The sequence below is a fragment of the Agaribacterium sp. ZY112 genome (assembly GCF_041346925.1).
GTDB lineage: Bacteria > Pseudomonadota > Gammaproteobacteria > Pseudomonadales > Cellvibrionaceae > Agaribacterium.
The window spans coordinates 3777530-3794042 of the sequence record NZ_CP166840.1 but is presented as its reverse complement, the minus strand read 5'-3'; the positions used below and the strand labels follow the sequence as shown (position 1 = coordinate 3794042).

Below are 16513 nucleotides of genomic sequence, written 5' to 3'. Positions count from 1 at the left end.
ATTACAATGTTGATACTGGTTGCGCGAGAGTTAAGCCTGTACTTTAAGGCCCTTGTCGGTGCGCAAGGTCGCGGTATTATCCGTATTTGGTTGAGCTTGTCAATCCTTGTTCATATTTATCTGCTATAACTGCTTGTTTATTTAGTTTAGTAAGGAAAGCGGGCTTTTTATGAGCGGCTTGAGTGTTAGTTGCTTGACTTGCCTTATAGGCTTTCACAGAATCGTCGTAATAACCATCTAATACGGACATTAGCCCATATGTATCCTTTTATTGTTGCCGACATTGGTGGCACCAACGCTCGCTTTGCTTTGGTGACAGCAAAAACAGACTCTGGTTTTCAACTGGAGCATATCAGTATCTATAAGGGGGCTGATTACCCCGACTTCGATGATGTTATTACAGCCTACTTTCAGGAGTTGGGTGATATTCAACCATTTGCGGCATGTATTGCGATCGCAGGGCCTATTAATGGTGATGTGATCCGTATGACAAATCTACCTTGGTCTTTTTCTCAGCAGGCGATTAAAGAGCGTTTTGACTTACAGGCTGTTCTAGCAATTAATGATTTTACTGCGATGGCCATGGCAAGCTCTATTGTTCGTGGGCCCGAATTACAGTCAGTGCTCAATGGCCGTCGTGACGAGGTTGGTAATAAGGCCATTTGTGGCCCTGGTACCGGCCTTGGAGTAGCGGGTCTGTTAAGTAACAATGATAAGTGGCTGCCGATATCCTCAGAGGGAGGGCACACCACGTTGGGGCCGGCAACGATTGAAGAGGCCGAGTTGTTACAGGTTTTATTGAGGCAGCATGCTTATGTTTCCGCTGAAGCCTGTCTGTCTGGCCCAGGCTTGCAAAATTTATATAAAGCTTTTGCTGTTATTGAAGGGCGTGATACCGAGCATTTAACGGCACAAGATATTAGTCAGCGTGGCTTAAGTGGTACGGATGAGTTATGTCGTAAAGCTTTGGATCAGTTTTGTGCCTTTATGGGTACGGTCGCTAGTAATTTGGCACTTGCCTATGGAGCCAAGGGGGGCGTTTATTTGTGTGGAGGCATCATTCCACGGTTTGTAGATTATCTGCGCCAGTCTGATTTTAAAGAGCGTTTTTTAAATAAGGGGCCAATGAGCCATTACGTTGCTGATATTCCCGTTGATGTGATGGTGCATAAACAGCCCGCCTTTCTAGGTGCCGCTGCATGGTTAGAGCAGAGTTTTAGAGAGTATCGTGTTTAAGCTGAGCAGTTTAAAGCTGGTTGATTGTTGGTCTAACAATCTTGCTTGCTAAGTGCTTGTATTGAATTCAAGCCTTTAAATGGGAAAGCTATGAGCCAGCACTCCGCTTTATTGGTGCTTTTGATCGCCAATGTATTAATGGCCTGTGCTGGTGTCTTTTCTAAGCTTATTCCTGCTGATGCGGTGACGATCACCCAGCTGCGTTGCATGTTGGCGCTGTGCTGTTTGCTGCCTTTTGTTTTGATCTTAGGTGGCCGTTTAAAGCTTGCCTCTAAAGCTGAGGTGGCAGGTGTGCTTGTGCTCGGCGTATTAATGGGTGGGCATTGGGCTAGTTATTTTCAGGCAATGCAGTTGAGTACCGTTGCTGTAGGTACCTTGTCTGTATTTACCTTTCCTATATTGACGGTATTGCTAGAGCCTCTCTTTAGTCGTAAGTCATTCTCTTTGCGTGATGCTGCTCTAGCTTTTGTTGCGGTGCTCGGAGTCGCTATTTTAGTGTTTGATGAGCTTGTATTGCTGCTGAGTTTAGAGGCTGAGCCAAGCTCTTATGCTTTAGGGGTCTTGTGGGGGGGGATATCTGCATTCATGCTCAGTGTTAGAAACCTCATTCAGAAGTACTGCTTTTCAACGATAGCATCACCCACTTTGATGTTTTATCAGGTGCTTGTTATTTCGCTTATGTATCTGCCATTTATGGACCTTGATAGGGTCGCTTCTTTAGAACTTGGCGATTGGTGGAATGTTTTTTTACTTGCTTTGTTTGTTACCAGCGTTGGTCATACCTTGTTTGTGCGCAGTTTTAAGTATTTACCTGCTAAAAGCGTATCGATGATTAGTTGTGTTCAACCGCTTATTGTTGCCTATATAGCGTGGTTAGTTCTCAATGAGCAGCCAAGTGCTCAGGTTTATATTGGTGGCGCTCTTATTTTACTCGTTGCCTTTTATGAAAGCTGGCTGCAAGCTAGGCGCCGGCTTTAGTATTGTTTTTCTTTTGAATTCTCTCCTTTGGTGCGACTTGTTTTTGCTTGTTGCAAGCCATATATGCATAGCTATAAGTGCTTTGGAACTAAGTTTTATTGTTGTGAGTCCAAGCCTTGGTTTAGAAATTAGGAGAGAAACCGCATGCAACGAACTTTTATTGCTTTAGTCTTTATCTTATCTGCATCTTTTGTATCAGCAGCGCTGCCAGCACAACTGGCGGATGGCAAGCAGCTCCCGACGCTTGCACCGATGTTGAAGACTGTAAATCCCGCAGTGGTTAATATTTCAACATTTAGCACTCGCAAGCAAGCCTATAACCCGTTGATGAATGACCCTTTCTTTCGTCACTTCTTTGGTGAGCAGGCTCAGCCCCAACCGCAAAATCAGCGCCCTCAACGTCGTCAGCAAAGTGCGGGTTCAGGTGTCATTGTTGATGCCAAAGAGGGCGTGGTAATGACTAATTACCATGTGATTAAAGATGCTGATGAAATACAAATCTCATTGGTTGATGGGCGAACTTATGAAGCAGAGCTAGCGGGTTCTGATCCGGATCTGGATATTGCAATTCTGAAAATTGATGCAGCAAATTTAGTGGATGTAAAGCTAAGTGATTCCGATGTCTTAGAGGTGGGAGATTTTGTTGTTGCCATTGGTAATCCCTTTGGTCTTGGGCAAACGGTGACGACGGGTATTGTTTCGGCATTAGGACGTTCAGGCTTGGGCATTGAAGGTTACGAAAGCTTTATTCAGACGGACGCTTCTATTAATCCTGGTAATAGCGGTGGTGCACTGGTTAATCTGCGCGGAGAGTTGGTTGGTATTAATACCGCAATTATTTCTCCTGCTGGCGGTAATGTTGGTATTGGTTTTGCTATTCCTGTGAATATGGCCAAAGCGAGCATGGAGCAAATACTCGAAAGCGGCGAAGTTAGGCGCGGTGTTATTGGTGTGGGTATTCAGGATGTATCACCTGATTTACAAAAAGCGTTTGAGCTAAAAAATGGCCAGCAGGGGGTACTGATAACTGGCGTGTTTGATGATACGCCAGCAGATAAGGCGGGCCTTAAGCCTGGTGATGTCATTATTTCTGTTGATGGGGATTTGACCAAGTCATCATCCCAGCTTCGCAGCCAAATTGGTGTTAAAAAAATTGGGGATAGCTTAAAAATTAAGGTTATCCGTGATGGAAAAGAAAAAAGCTTCAAGGTGAAGGTGGGAGAGCCTGATTCAGATATGGCTTTTGCTGGTAAGGCTAACCCTTTGTTTGATGGTGTCATGCTTGAAGACTCCAAAGATGGCAGTGCTGTTGTTGTCATAAAGTTGGCCCCAAACTCGGCAATGGCTTTTGCAGGAGTGCGCCCAGGTGATTTGATCGCTGGTGTTAATCGTAAGCCGGTAAATTCGGTCGCTCAGCTTAAGTCTTTAGTTGCGGCTGGGGATGAGCAAATCTTGTTGAGGGTTTTGAGAAATGGTCGAAGCTTTTTTGTTGTTTTGAAATGATGTAGCGGTGCTTTATTTGAGTGCAGCTATTTAATTTAGCTGCGCTTGACCCTATAAAATATAGGGTCAAGCGTATTTTATAGGCTAATAAAATTTCCGCTCTTTGTGTATACACTGTAAACTTCGCATCTCAATTTTTTTGAAATGGAGTTTTAAATGTATCAGGTTCAAGTAAAGCGTTTAGCCGCATTTATTTTTGCTTCTGGCATAGCTGCTGTAAGTGTTCAAGCTGAAGAGCGTGCTCAGGGTCTTACATTGACACCAATGCTTGGTTTTAGTGGTTATGACATGGTTGATGCTAATGTTAAAGAGGCCGCACACTACGCTTTAGGTGTGGGTTATCAACTTTCTTCACCATTGTCAGTTGAGCTGGCTTACCAGAAGTCACCAACAGAAACCGGTTATGGTACGGATCTAGATGTTGAGCAGCTGCGTGCAGACTTGATGTACGATTTTATGCATAGCTCTAAATTGCGCCCATATCTAGTAGCGGGTCTGGGGCAGCAGTCTTATAAAAATGATGATTTTGCTGATGAACATAACGACTTTGGTAATCTTGGTGCGGGTGTCAAGTTTGACGTGCATCCTAAGGTTGCATTGCGTGGTGATGTTCGTGCTAATCATGATTTCAATGAAAGCCACAATAGCTACACGGCTAACTTGGGCGTGCAGTTCTTTTTTGGTAAAACTTCAAGCCCTAAACCTATGGCGGTTGCCGCTGTTGCGCCAGCTGATGCTGATAAAGATGGTGTAAAAGATGAGTTTGACCAGTGTGCTAATACACCAGCAGGAACCAAAGTCGATGTAAATGGCTGTGCTTTGGCTGTGGATTCCGATGGCGATGGTGTTGTTGATACCGCTGATAAGTGCCCTGATACAAAAGCGGGTGCTAAGGTTGATGCCGATGGTTGTTATCTTATGATCACTGAAGATAAAGAGGCGACTCTGCACGTGAAGTTTGCTCACGATTCAGATGAGATTGTTGAAGGGCACGATAGTTTGCAAAAAGTCGCTGACTTTATGCGTTCTTATCCTACTGCTGACATCACTATTGCAGGCCACTCTGATAGTCGCGGTGATGCTGCTTATAATCAAAAGCTATCTCAGAAGCGTGCTGATGCTGTTCGTACGATTTTGATCAATGACTTTGGGGTAGATGGCACGCGTGTGACTTCTGTTGGTTACGGTGAAGAGCAGCCTATCGCAAGCAACGACACCGAAGAAGGGCGCAAGCAAAACCGTCGTGTAACCGCGTCTGTTAAAGCTCAGGTTGAAACGATCAAGCAGTAATTCTTGTTGCTATCTCTTTGTGGCGCTCTTAAGGGGCGCCATTTCTCTTCTCTTTGCTCTTCTTATAGCACCTCTTTTTTATTGGCTTCGCTCTTGTGTGTACTAGCTTAGTGTCTTGATGTTAGTCAATGTTTGTTGTGCTGCTTAGGCATAGCATGAACTATCGATAGAGTAATTGAGAGTAGATGGGAGGGGTTATGTATATCGATTGGGTCATTACTTTAAGCTTGATTATTGTGCTGCTGACTTGCGTATTTTTGGTTTATGGTGTGTGGTACGGTTTGCGTAAAATTAATGAGGTGCCAGCCGATTTTGATCCTACGCAAAAATCGAAAACTGGCTCTTAAGTCGCTGTTGCTGGTTTTGTTTTAAGTCTTGTGCAGGTGATGTGTTCTCTCATGTCGCCTAGTGTCTAGCTCTGTAGCTTTCTTCTGTGTTTCGTCCTTACTACTTTTTGGCTGCTTATGGCGCTCTGCGCTGATTGCATGTGCTGCTTCTGGTTGTTTTTTTCAATTTTCCGTATTTTCTTCCTTATTTAGCCCCTACGGTTTACTCGCTTTGTTGGGCCCAATGCCGTACGCGTTATTAGCTGTCCTATACTGAGGTACAACATGTTTTAGTTATTTGGTGTTTGTATTGAGGTTTAGCGCTCTACTTCTGTTCGCCTTCTTTTGCTCATGTGTAGTGTCTGCGGAGCAGGGTAAGCCTTTGCGCTTAGTTTTTGCCGAGTTTGCTCCGTATCAGTACGAGCAAGATGGTAGGCCTGCTGGCATAGGTGTAAAAGCGGTACAGCGTGTTTTGGAGCGGGATTTAGGGTTCTCCTTGGAGCTTCGTATGGTCCCGAATTATGGTCGTGCGTTGGCTGAAGTGAGCTCGGGTGGGGCTGATGGTTTTTTCTTGGCTTCGCAAAATCTTGAGCGTGACAAAGTGGCTGTTTTCTCTGAACCGCTTATGGTCAACCGCTGGAGTTGGTTTTTCAATGTCGATGCGTTCTTAGAGCCTAATTCCGCTCAATTTTTGGCTACAGCAAGGGTTGCTACCTTGCTGCATACTAATACTCATCGCTGGCTTAACGAGCAGGGCTATCGTCATATTATGCCTGTAATGAAGTCGTCGCTATTACCTCGTTTGTTGGATCAGGAGCGTATAGATGCAGTTTTTTTAGCTGAAGTTGTATTTGCTCAAGAGGCTGCGGCTACGGGCTTCGAGGTAGAAGACTTTACGCAGGTTGTTGCGATGGCTAAGCCGTTTGGGATATATATTTCAAATCACTACTTGGAGGAAAATAAGGGCTTTATGACGACGCTTAATGAGGCTATTAAGCGTGATAAACGTTTGTTGTCCCAGTGATTTGATGTTGTGCTTGTTTTATTTTTCTGTTGAGGGGGCGTACGGAGCAGTTTGATACCTTACATCCTGTAAGCACCGCTCTTTTTCGTCCGTGAAATCGCTCAGTACTTACACCCTGTAAGCAAAAAGGCCCCGCATTTTCATGCGGGGCCTTTCGGATTTAGCTAGAAAGTGAGTTGGGGTTTATTTTTTAGCCGCTTCTTGCTTTTCTTTCTCTGCAGCAATCACTGTCTCAGCAACCGAGTTAGGACAAGGCATGTAGTGAGAGAATTCCATAGAGAACTGACCGCGACCAGAAGTGATGGTGCGCAAGTGACCGATGTAACCAAACATTTCTGCAAGAGGTACGTCGGCTTTAATGCGAACACCAGTAGCGCCAGCTTCTTGGTCTTTAATCATGCCGCGACGACGGTTCAAGTCACCGATAACGTCACCAACGTGGTCGTCTGGAGTGAACACGTCAACTTTCATGATTGGCTCAATCAACTGAGGGCCAGCTTTAGGCATTGATTGGCGGTAAGCGCCTTTAGCAGCGATTTCAAACGCAACGGCACTTGAATCCACGGCGTGGAAGCCACCGTCGAATAGTTCAACGTGAACGTCCAACATTGGGAATTTGGCCAAAGGACCTTCTTCCATCATGCCTTTGAAGCCTTTCTCAATAGCAGGGAAGAATTCTTTAGGAACGTTACCACCAACAACGGTCGATTCGAAGGTGAAACCTTCGCCTGGCTCGTTAGGGCTGATGCGGTAGTCGATTTTACCAAACTGACCAGAACCACCAGACTGCTTCTTGTGCGTGTAGCTGTCTTCGATTTTCTGAGTAATGGTTTCGCGATAAGCAACCTGAGGCTGACCTACTTCAAGTTCAACACCGTAAGTACGCTTAAGGATGTCGACTTTAATGTCTAGGTGAAGCTCACCCATACCTTTAAGGATGGTTTCACCTGAGTCTTCGTCGGTTTCAACAACAAAGGTAGGATCTTCGGCAACCATTTTACCAATGGCGATACCCATTTTTTCAGCGCCGCCTTTATCTTTAGGGGCAACGGCAATCGAGATTACTGGCTCAGGGAAGACCATAGGCTCAAGAGTACATTCGTGCTTAGGATCACAAAGAGTGTGACCAGTTTGAACGTTCTTCATACCTACGATGGCGATAATGTCACCAGCTTGAGCTGTGCTTAGTTCGGTGCGCTCATCGGCGTGCATCTCAACCATACGGCCGATACGCTCTGTTTTACCAGTGAAGCTGTTAAGGATGGTGTCACCCTTGTTCAGAACACCTGAGTAGATGCGGATAAAGGTCAAGGCGCCAAAACGGTCATCCATGATCTTAAATGCCAATGCGCGGAAAGGCTCGTCGGCGCTAACGATGGCTTTATCGCCAGTTGGGTTACCTTCTGGGTCGGTAAGATCTTGAGCGTCGACTTCGGTAGGTGAAGGCAAGTAATCAATAACGGCGTCCAGCATTAACTGAATACCTTTGTTCTTAAATGCTGAACCACAGTAAGTCGGGAAGAAAGCCATGGTGCGAGTACCAGCACGGATACAACGCTTGATGTCTTCCATAGAAGGTACTTCGCCTTCCATGTAGGCCATCATAAGGTCGTCATCTTGCTCAACAGCCGTTTCAATTAACTGCTCGTGGTACATGTCAACGTCGTCAACCATGTCAGCAGGAACGTCTTGAACTTCGTAGTTCTCAGGAAGGCCTGAGTCATCCCATACGTAAGCTTTCTTGGTAAGTACGTCTACAACACCAACGAAGTCATCTTCAGTACCGATTGGTAAAGTCATGACTAACGGGTTAGCTGCCAATACGTTTTTAACTTGGTCTACAACTCGGTAGAAGTCAGCACCAAGACGGTCCAACTTGTTTACGAAGATAAGACGAGCAACTTCGCTTTCGTTTGCATAGCGCCAGTTGGTTTCTGACTGAGGCTCAACACCACCAGAACCACAGAAAACACCAACACCACCATCAAGTACTTTCAAAGAGCGGTAAACTTCAACAGTAAAGTCAACGTGTCCTGGGGTATCGATGATGTTTAAGCGGTGGTCATTCCAGAAACAAGTAGTCGCAGCAGACTGAATGGTAATACCGCGCTCTGCTTCCTGTTCCATGAAGTCAGTAGTTGACTCACCGTCGTGTACTTCACCAGTTTTGTGGATTTTACCGGTGAGCTTAAGGATACGCTCGGTAGATGTGGTCTTACCCGCGTCAACGTGGGCAAAGATACCAATGTTGCGGTATTTGGATAGATCAGCCATTACGATTCTCTAATATTCAATAGGGGGTGGTTCAAAGGGTCAAAATTTGCGCGGGATTATACAGTAAATGATAGGGAAGTTGGCAAATATCAATGCGTGAGTTAAAAAAAACATTCAAGTCGACCTTCAAAGCCAATAAAACCGGCTTTTTGCACGAGTTTTGCACAGCTAAAATACAGATAAATGTATACACTTTAAGGGTTAGAGGGCCTTGAGTTGTTTATTCGGATTTATACGTGAAATCAAAAAATGTGATTTTGTTCTTGCTTTGCCTGATGCTAGGGGCTTTGCCTGTTGCTGCCGAACAGCAAAAAGTGGTGTTGGCGGCACAAATTGCTGGTGGTGCTCATCGCTTAGAGCTTTTGCGTGAAGTACAGAATTTTAAGCTGCAAAATCCTGAGATTGATCTAGAGCTTAAAATGTTTCGCGGTAATACCTATAGCGAGAAAGTGGAGCACTGGTTACACGGTGGAGCAGGGCCGGATATTATTTATTGGTATGGTGGACAACGTGTACGCCAATATGCAGAGCAAGGCCTGATTCAAAATATTGATTCTTTTTGGAAATCCCAGAATTTTGATGATGTTTTTACTGTAGTGGCATCGGATGCAGTAAAGGTTGATGCTAAGGCTTATGCGATTCCAACCGTGGTGCACTTTTGGGCTCTCTATTATTCCCCTAACACTTTTATTCGTCACAAGGTTTCAATTCCCACTACTTGGTCAGAACTGCTCGAGTCATGCCGTACTTTCCGTGCTAAAGGTGTCGATCTATTTGCTTTTGGTGCCGGTACTCAGTGGACGACCCATGCTTGGTTTGATTATTTAACCCTTCGTTTACACGGTTTAGATTTTTATCGCCAATTGACTCAAGGTGAGTTGCCTTATACTGATAAGCGTGTCTTAGAGACTCTTAGTTATTGGCGTGAGCTGCTAGATAATAATTGTTTTACTAAAAATGCTAGAAAGTACGATTTAGATAGTGCTTTACCTCGAATGTTTCACGGGCTATCAGCAACTATGTTGACCTTTGGGCGCCTTGAAACAAGTGTTCCTTCACCAATATTAGAGGAGCTGGATGTGATGCCTTTCCCTGTTATTAATCGGGAATTACCCAGCTACACGGTTTCGCCCATAGATGTATATATGGTGCCTAGCTATGCGAAGTTAAATTCCGGGGTGGAGAAAGTATTGGCGTTTTTAGGCTCAAAAGAGTACCAAGCGGCAGAAAACAAACTTGCAGCTCGTAACCCAGCCAGAAAGGATGTTGAGGGTGCATCGAGTGAACTAAGCCGTAAAGTAAGTAAGATGATTAAAGCGTCGCCCGGTGGAGTACAGTACTTTGATAGAGAGGTTCCTATAGAGCTTGGCTCTAAAACGCCTGCTATCTTTGTATCATTTATGGAACACCGGGATATTGAACGATGTGCAAGAGAGCTCGAGGCTGCCAGAGCGACAGCCGTTAAATCGGGGGCTTATCAATAAATGCTAGCTTGGGTGTGGGGTAGGGCTTAGTTATTTGCAATACCCACGTCTAGCTTATTAAACCAATCTAAAAAACGTTTAACGTCATCGCCTCGGAACATGCGCCCGTGCTGTGGGCACATTAGCTCAATATCCAGCTTACTTACGCTTTCAATCCATTCATTCTTTGCTTTGTTAGATGGCATCCAGCGTTGGTGAAAGTAGCGCATATGGGCTGTATGAGCGTCGAAGTCTTCTACTTCCATTGCTGCTCCTGGTCCTTCAAGGGCGGCACCTACATCACCACTCATAAGGATTTTAGCTTCTGCATCATAGACATGAAAATTAGCTGAAGAATGGAGGTAGTGGGCCGGTATAAATTCGATGCTGGTGTTGCCTATGGTGACTTTACTGCCTTCGTCTGGAATTGCGTCGTAGCTAATGGTATCCATGCCGAAATGACGAATAAAACCTTCCCATAAACCTGATGCATGTAAGGTAGCGCCCTTTAAGGTTCTATCCCAAAGTCCAAGAGAGGAAATAATGTCGGGGTCTTGGTGAGAGGCAAAAATATGTGTAATTTGATCTACTGGAACGTGCTTAACGATAGCTGCGAGCATGGCAGCAAAGAGCTCGATACCACCAGGGTCCATAAGTAGAGCTTTATCGCCACTTTTTATCATGTATTGATTGGTGTCGATAATGCCGTCGGGTTTATCTGGATCTCGACCAAAAACAAACCACTGATGTCGTCCGTCTCGGTATATTTCCTTACTGAGCATAATTGGCCCTTTTCAATGTGTATTTCAGTGAATATGAGCAAAACACTGCTGGGATTTTTCAATGTGATTACGAATGCTTTCGGTCGCTTCTGCCACCTTAGAGGCAATGACTTGCAGTGACACTGCATGGTCCTCACCTACTTGAGTTGCTTCAACTCTAGACATAGCGCTTAGCACTAAACCAGCACGCAGTTCACGCGCAAGGTCATCAAGTTGTGTTTTTAATTTCCACACTTGAGAGTTGAATGCTTGTAGCGCTTTATCTCTTTGTTGTTTGGCTTCGTTAAGAGCGGGGGTGAGTGTGTTTGAGTATTGAGCTTCACCGGCTTTTTTAATTGCTGTTTCGAAGTGGTCGATTGCATGAAGTGTTCGAGTGGAGTCAGCAGCTTCACGGCTTATGTCGACGGCGAGCTTATTAACGTGTTCAGCGGTTTTGATCGTAAGTTTGGCCAGTTCGTCAATGAAGTCGGTCAAGGCTCTAAAGCCTCGAGCGCTATCACCTGCGCGAAGAGCTAGGGCTTTAGCGTTACCTGCAGTGAGTGATATGTCGCGAGCGACACGTGTCGCTTGATGTAATTCTGCGGCAACGATAGATGCTGCTACAAAGTGTTCTGTGCCAAAGTTATTGTCTTTTTGTTGCATGCTTCCTGCACTCAATACGCTATTTGAGAGGGGCTGAATTCTTATTGTGCTTAAACAGTAATAGCACAATTTGACAGGCTTTGATGGGGAGAGGCGGTTTGAGTGGGTTTCAGCTGCTAAGAGCCCTGATAAAGGGCTCTGTATGGGGGGTTATTTTATACTACGGAGTAACTGTTTTTCGGCATCGAGAGCATGTGCTTGTAAGTGTTTGCTTGGAGAGTTCTGGGCCTCCCTAATGAGCTCAAGATATTGAGGGTTGCCGCTTCTTGATAAAACTTGAAGCATTCGGGCTGCTGGACGAACTTGCCGAGCGTTTCTTCGAACAAAGGGCCATTCTGCAGCGATTGTTTGAGCGCATAGGCTGCGAACTTGCTCCGTTTCTTGGTGATGGTTAATTAGGTAGATCATACTGGGGTCTTTGGTGCTTAAGTATGGGGCTTTAAGCATTAATATTTGAAAGTCGATTATGCGAATATTCTGAATGTCTGCAATTTGATCTAAGGCTTCGTACCAGCTTTTAAACATATTAAGCATACTTTGAGCATGCTCCGCGTAAAACTCAGCCTTGCTATTCCCGGCTTGTTTTAGCGCTTCAAGCACCGGGATGTAGTTTGAGTTTGCTGAGGCCGAGAGCGCTTTGGCGAACCAGGATGCTTCATCAACATTTGTTGTGATACCTGATTTAATTTCAGTTGTGAGTAGTTGAATCCGAGATGCAATTGCTTTGTGAATGTCGGAGTTTTTAACCCCTAGGTAGAAAACGCGTTGAGCTGCGATTTTTCTATCCCTAGAATTTTCGGATGACAGGGCCTTTGTTAGTTCATCAAGGCTAAGTGGAATAAGAGTGTAATCGCCTAGCTCGCTCTTTTTTTTGCTTACTACTCTGGCGGTGTATAAATCTTGCCAGGCTACTTCTTGTGAGTATTCCCAGCTAGATTGAGTCATCCAGGTAAGCACACCGATGTTTGTACTGAAGCTCGTGTACGTTTTGTTTATCTCCTCTAGTAGAGGCAAAGACTCTATTCTGCTTTTTATCTTTTTGATGCTTTTTTTAGCTTGTGATCTAACTTTTCTGGAGTCGGACTGGCGGGCTTTTTCTAATAGTGTTAAGTGTTGAGGGTTGGACGATGCACTGAGCGCTTTTATTAGCGATAGAGTGTAATCGCTCTCGGCCTTAGTTATATTGCTTTGCTGAAGTAATTTTTGCAGTTGCTCTGCACACTTCGCCATTATTTGAGCTTGATTCTCTCCTATATCGTAAAGTATCGAAACCATTTTACGCTTTTCATCCAAGTTGCTGTTATTCAAAGCGTCGATAAAACCTGATTCGGGAGAGGCGAGTGTGGGTAAAGACGAGAACGCTAAAATAAAGCTGGCGGCAAGGATACGCTTTAACGTCTGGGCGGGCTGAGACACAATAGATTTCATGGTAAGCACTCGTAGGTGGCTGAGTTATTCAATCCTATTAGGCTAGGGTCATAGTTTTTGATAATAAACCAGGGGTAACGCATAGTACACATGTATTAGGTAGACTCATGGGGAGTTAATATAAGTAGCTTCTAGAGTATTGAGATGAAAACGGAGTAAGATTACCTGTCTTACTTGGGGGGTATATGAAAATAACGAATATAAAAGCCTACGCATTTTGGGCCGGCATGCGGAACGTGTGTTTGGTTAAAATAGAAACAGATACTGGCCTTTGGGGGTGGGGAGAGAGCGGCCTTTCAGGGCGGGAGCTGGCTGTTAAAGGTGCCGTTGAGCACTTTAGCCATTTTCTAATAGGTAAAGATGCGAGCAATATTGCGGCTTTATGGCAGGAAATGTATCGCGGAGCTTATTTCGAGGGTGGCCGGGTACTCAGTGCCGCGATCTCTGCGATTGATATTGCGCTTTATGATGTGAATGCGAAAAAACTGGGTTTGCCAGTTTATCGCTTGCTGGGTGGCAAGCAGCGAGACCGGATTCCCCTGTTCGCAACATCTATTAAGGCTATGGGGCCTGAGTTGATCGAAGACGTATTGCGATTAAAAGATGAGGGCTGGCGAGCGATTCGCTTAACAACAGGGGAGCATGGCAGCCCTACTGAAGCAACGGAGTTTGAGCCAAGGGTATCGATTGCTAATGCTGCTAAGTGGGTGCTTAAAGCGCGCGAGGCTTTAGGGGCTGAGGTTTGTTTGGGGATTGATTACCACCACCGTTTGTCACCTGCTGAGGCCGCATCGTTTATACAGCGCTTGCCAACAGGTACTCTCGATTATATCGAAGAGCCGATTCGTGACCAGAGCCCAGAAGCATATAAAGCGTTGAGATCGATGGTCGATGTGCCTTTTGCTATAGGTGAAGAATTTTCTAATAAGTGGGACTTTGCTCCCTATGTTCAGCAAAATATAACTCAGTTTGGGCGAATCGATGTGTGTAACGCAGGTGGTTTTACAGAGTCGATGAAAATCGCGGCAATGTGTGAAACGCATTATATCGATATGATGCCCCACAACCCCTTAAGCCCAATTTGTACTGCCGCATCTATGCATTTCTGTGCAGCGGTACCCAATATGGCTGAACTTGAGTATTTACCTTATAGCAGTGATACCGGTGACTTCGATCGTTATTTTGTTAATCAGCCTAAGCTAGAAAATAATGCTTTGCTTGTCAGTGATGAGCCTGGTTTGGGCATCGATGTAAATGAAAATCTTATAAAAGATTTACCGTTTAAATATTGGGAAGCACCTCGTCTCTATAAAGAAGATGGTTCTTATACAAACTGGTAGCTGAACTGGTAAGAAAAGTAAAAAACAAAAAAATACAAATATAACAATAGTAAATATACGAGAATTCTCATGACAACAGCAGGATTACGACCCACACGTTATCGCTTTGCCATTCTAAGTATGGTCTTTGTGAGTGTTATTATTAACTATATGGATCGCATGACAATGTCTGTTGTTATGCCCATTTTAAAAGATGGAGAGACGGGAATAGGCCTGAGTGATATCGAGGCTGGTTACATTCTTGGGGTGCTCGGTATTGCTTATACTCTAGCGCAAGTTCCCGGTGGCTTTTTGATCGATCTTGTGAAGATGCGCATTCTTTACCCGATTTTAATTGTATTGTGGTCTATCGCATCAATAGGGCAAGGACTTGTAAATTCAGTTGCTGCGTTAGCTGGTTGCCGTATTGCGATTGGTATTTTTGAGGCTCCTTCCTTCCCCTGTAATAATAAAATTGTGAGCACTTGGTTTCCTGAAAAAGAGCGTGCTAGTGCTATTGCTGTTTATACCTCAGGCCAATATTTGGGCTTGGCTTTGTTAATGCCTTTCTTGGCTATTATGTTGGAACTGATGGGCTGGCGAGGCTTGTTTGTTGTTACCGGTACTATTGGTATAGCTTGGGGGATATTTATGTATCTAGCCTATAGAGAGCCTAGCGAACATAAAAAGGTCAATGAAGCTGAGTTGCAACATATACAGCAAGATGAAACCATTGTAAGCAATATGGATCAGAAGAGTAACTCTTCATTTACTAAACGTAATTTTGCAGCGGTTTTTTCTAAGCCTCGTCTTTGGGGCTTGTTTATTGGCCAGTTTGGTTTAGGTGGGGCATTGGCTTTTTATTTTTCTTGGTTTCCTACCTATTTAAAGGATGCTCGGGGGCTTTCATTTTTAGAGTCTGGTCTCTATGGAGCACTACCATTTATCTCCGCATTTTTTGGTGTTCTTATTTCGGGGCTGGTCTCAGATAAATTGGCCAAGCGGGGGTATTCAAAAGAGTTTTCACGTAAAGCACCTGTGATTCTAGGCTTGGCTTTAATTAGTAGTATTATTGCTGCTAATTTTACTGATAATAACAATGTAATCATCGCTGTATTATCCGTGGCTTCATTTGGTGTTGGTTTAGCTTCTATTGCTTGGGTATTTGTATCGCTAATCGCGCCTAAGAAACTATTGGGTTTGGTCGGGGGCTGTTTTAATTTAGCTGGTGGTCTAGGTGGTGCTGCGGTTCCGATCTGCATCGGCTATATACTGGACGCCAATAATCAAGACTTCACTTATGTGTTTGTACTCGTTGCAGCTTTTGCTTTATTAAGTATGCTTTCTTACTGGTTTCTTATGGGAAGCTTAAGTAAGCTAGATGGTGATGAAGCCTGAGTTTTTAGCTGTTGTACATAAGTAATGTGCAACAGCTAATTTATTGATATCTAGTTTAATCATGCGCTTTGTCACTTAATTATCTATGTATCCTAAACTTATATATTTGGCTTCTAGGTATTCCTCTAAACCCTCTTGCCTGCCTTCTCGGCCAGGCTCGCTTTTTTACCCCTCCAAAAGGCGTAACTTTAGTTGATATAGAGCTGTCGTTGATGCCAAGCATACCCAGCTCCAAGTTTTCGGCTATACGCCAATAGCGCTTTTGATTGCTGCTGAATACGTATCCAGCTAAACCTTGTGGGCTGTTATTGGATTCTTGAATGACGATAGCCTCATTATAGAAGGTTTGTATCGCTATAACGGGGCCAAAGATTTCTTGCTTGCTGATTTCCATGTCGGGTCTTACTTGGTCAAGTACTGTTATAGGGTAGAAAAGATCATTTGGGTTTATATCGTGACTTTGAAAACGTAATTGAGCGCCGCTTTTTAAAGCGTTGATCAGATCATCTATGAATTCGTTGGCAATGCTTACATGAAGATAAAAGCGATTAGCGCTAATGCATGTTTACCCTGTGTTGCGAAGTTTACAGCTAAGTGCTGAGCTTACGGCGAGTTGAATGTCAGCATGGTCAAAGACAATAAAGGGGGCATTAAGAAGCTGTTTTTGAACTCCATGTAGGTAAGACTGAGTACGCCCATCAATTGCTTGCTCAGTATCAAGCGGGCTTGCATCAGCGACTGTTGCTATCGTTTCACCTGTGCTTGGGTTTTGTACACTAAATTGAGTCTTATTTTGTGCTTGACGCCATTGCCCTGCGATAAAGAGCAAAGTTTTTTTTGGGGGGCATAT

General features: G+C 44.4%; 16 protein-coding genes. 9 read left to right on the top strand and 7 right to left on the bottom strand.

What is annotated here, in order from left to right:
• Window positions 1-76 precede the first annotated feature (76 nt).
• Entirely contained in the window at window positions 77-250 is a 174-nt protein-coding gene (locus AB1S55_RS16480; RefSeq protein WP_370979275.1) for a hypothetical protein, read from the bottom strand.
• An 8-nt stretch (window positions 251-258) separates the two neighbouring features.
• Here AB1S55_RS16480 and glk point away from each other — a divergent pair, with 8 nt between their 5' ends.
• The 6 genes from glk to AB1S55_RS16450 all read left to right on the top strand — a co-directional run bounded on the left by glk (window position 259) and on the right by AB1S55_RS16450 (window position 6357).
• Window positions 259-1236 (top strand): glucokinase, encoded by a 978-nt coding sequence (gene glk / locus AB1S55_RS16475; RefSeq protein ID WP_370979274.1) that lies wholly within the window; start codon window positions 259-261, stop codon window positions 1234-1236.
• 90 nt (window positions 1237-1326) lie between these two features.
• Window positions 1327-2214, top strand: coding sequence for a DMT family transporter (locus AB1S55_RS16470; protein WP_370979273.1), 888 nt, complete (start codon window positions 1327-1329; stop codon window positions 2212-2214).
• Window positions 2215-2358: 144 nt separating this feature from the next.
• Window positions 2359-3717 carry a Do family serine endopeptidase gene (locus AB1S55_RS16465; protein WP_370979272.1) on the top strand — a complete coding sequence of 453 codons (1359 nt, stop codon included), beginning with the start codon at window positions 2359-2361 and terminating at the stop codon, window positions 3715-3717.
• A 156-nt stretch (window positions 3718-3873) separates the two neighbouring features.
• On the top strand, window positions 3874-5007 hold the full coding sequence (locus AB1S55_RS16460) for an OmpA family protein (protein ID WP_370979271.1): 1134 nt from the start codon (window positions 3874-3876) through the stop codon (window positions 5005-5007).
• A gap of 197 nt (window positions 5008-5204) precedes the next feature.
• Window positions 5205-5354 carry a hypothetical protein gene (locus AB1S55_RS16455; protein ID WP_370979270.1) on the top strand — a complete coding sequence of 50 codons (150 nt, stop codon included), beginning with the start codon at window positions 5205-5207 and terminating at the stop codon, window positions 5352-5354.
• Window positions 5355-5691: 337 nt separating this feature from the next.
• Complete coding sequence (locus AB1S55_RS16450; protein WP_370979269.1) at window positions 5692-6357, top strand: substrate-binding periplasmic protein; 666 nt, start codon at window positions 5692-5694, stop codon at window positions 6355-6357.
• Between the two features lie 183 nt (window positions 6358-6540).
• Here AB1S55_RS16450 and fusA read toward each other — a convergent pair whose 3' ends face one another.
• Complete coding sequence (fusA, locus tag AB1S55_RS16445) at window positions 6541-8631, bottom strand: elongation factor G (RefSeq protein ID WP_370979268.1); 2091 nt, start codon at window positions 8629-8631, stop codon at window positions 6541-6543.
• A 236-nt stretch (window positions 8632-8867) separates the two neighbouring features.
• Between fusA and AB1S55_RS16440 the strand changes: the two genes are divergently transcribed.
• Window positions 8868-10115, top strand: coding sequence for an ABC transporter substrate-binding protein (locus AB1S55_RS16440; protein WP_370979267.1), 1248 nt, complete (start codon window positions 8868-8870; stop codon window positions 10113-10115).
• 26 nt (window positions 10116-10141) lie between these two features.
• Here the strand turns inward: AB1S55_RS16440 and AB1S55_RS16435 are convergent, their stop codons facing one another.
• From AB1S55_RS16435 to AB1S55_RS16425, 3 genes are all read right to left on the bottom strand, one after another.
• Window positions 10142-10876 (bottom strand): MBL fold metallo-hydrolase, encoded by a 735-nt coding sequence (locus tag AB1S55_RS16435; RefSeq protein ID WP_370979266.1) that lies wholly within the window; start codon window positions 10874-10876, stop codon window positions 10142-10144.
• Window positions 10877-10900: 24 nt separating this feature from the next.
• Entirely contained in the window at window positions 10901-11518 is a 618-nt protein-coding gene (locus tag AB1S55_RS16430; RefSeq protein WP_370979265.1) for a chemotaxis protein, read from the bottom strand.
• Between the two features lie 150 nt (window positions 11519-11668).
• A complete protein-coding gene (locus tag AB1S55_RS16425) occupies window positions 11669-12946 on the bottom strand; it encodes a hypothetical protein (protein ID WP_370979264.1) in 1278 nt (425 codons plus the stop codon).
• A 185-nt stretch (window positions 12947-13131) separates the two neighbouring features.
• Here AB1S55_RS16425 and AB1S55_RS16420 point away from each other — a divergent pair, with 185 nt between their 5' ends.
• Together AB1S55_RS16420 and AB1S55_RS16415 are read left to right on the top strand one after the other, a co-directional pair.
• The gene (locus tag AB1S55_RS16420; RefSeq protein ID WP_370979263.1) at window positions 13132-14286 is read left to right on the top strand and encodes a mandelate racemase/muconate lactonizing enzyme family protein; all 1155 of its coding nucleotides are present in this window, start codon (window positions 13132-13134) and stop codon (window positions 14284-14286) included.
• Window positions 14287-14355: 69 nt separating this feature from the next.
• Window positions 14356-15663: an MFS transporter gene (locus tag AB1S55_RS16415; RefSeq protein ID WP_370979262.1), complete on the top strand. Its 1308-nt coding sequence runs from the start codon at window positions 14356-14358 to the stop codon at window positions 15661-15663.
• A gap of 79 nt (window positions 15664-15742) precedes the next feature.
• On the opposite strand, the gene AB1S55_RS16410 is transcribed toward AB1S55_RS16415, so the two are convergent.
• Window positions 15743-16162: an aldehyde dehydrogenase family protein gene (locus tag AB1S55_RS16410; protein ID WP_370981611.1), complete on the bottom strand. Its 420-nt coding sequence runs from the start codon at window positions 16160-16162 to the stop codon at window positions 15743-15745.
• 66 nt (window positions 16163-16228) lie between these two features.
• Complete coding sequence (locus tag AB1S55_RS16405) at window positions 16229-16492, bottom strand: hypothetical protein (protein ID WP_370979261.1); 264 nt, start codon at window positions 16490-16492, stop codon at window positions 16229-16231.
• Window positions 16493-16513 lie beyond the last annotated feature (21 nt).

What these genes read in the sequence shown, in the direction of transcription:
- AB1S55_RS16480 (WP_370979275.1), bottom strand. Translation starts at nt 250, where the DNA reads ATGTCCGTATTAGATGGTTATTACGACGATTCTGTGAAAGCCTATAAG.
- glk (WP_370979274.1), top strand. Translation starts at nt 259, where the DNA reads ATGTATCCTTTTATTGTTGCCGACATTGGTGGCACCAACGCTCGCTTT.
- AB1S55_RS16470 (WP_370979273.1), top strand. Translation starts at nt 1,327, where the DNA reads ATGAGCCAGCACTCCGCTTTATTGGTGCTTTTGATCGCCAATGTATTA.
- AB1S55_RS16465 (WP_370979272.1), top strand. Translation starts at nt 2,359, where the DNA reads ATGCAACGAACTTTTATTGCTTTAGTCTTTATCTTATCTGCATCTTTT.
- AB1S55_RS16460 (WP_370979271.1), top strand. Translation starts at nt 3,874, where the DNA reads ATGTATCAGGTTCAAGTAAAGCGTTTAGCCGCATTTATTTTTGCTTCT.
- AB1S55_RS16455 (WP_370979270.1), top strand. Translation starts at nt 5,205, where the DNA reads ATGTATATCGATTGGGTCATTACTTTAAGCTTGATTATTGTGCTGCTG.
- fusA (WP_370979268.1), bottom strand. Translation starts at nt 8,631, where the DNA reads ATGGCTGATCTATCCAAATACCGCAACATTGGTATCTTTGCCCACGTT.
- AB1S55_RS16435 (WP_370979266.1), bottom strand. Translation starts at nt 10,876, where the DNA reads ATGCTCAGTAAGGAAATATACCGAGACGGACGACATCAGTGGTTTGTT.
- AB1S55_RS16430 (WP_370979265.1), bottom strand. Translation starts at nt 11,518, where the DNA reads ATGCAACAAAAAGACAATAACTTTGGCACAGAACACTTTGTAGCAGCA.
- AB1S55_RS16425 (WP_370979264.1), bottom strand. Translation starts at nt 12,946, where the DNA reads ATGAAATCTATTGTGTCTCAGCCCGCCCAGACGTTAAAGCGTATCCTT.
- AB1S55_RS16420 (WP_370979263.1), top strand. Translation starts at nt 13,132, where the DNA reads ATGAAAATAACGAATATAAAAGCCTACGCATTTTGGGCCGGCATGCGG.
- AB1S55_RS16415 (WP_370979262.1), top strand. Translation starts at nt 14,356, where the DNA reads ATGACAACAGCAGGATTACGACCCACACGTTATCGCTTTGCCATTCTA.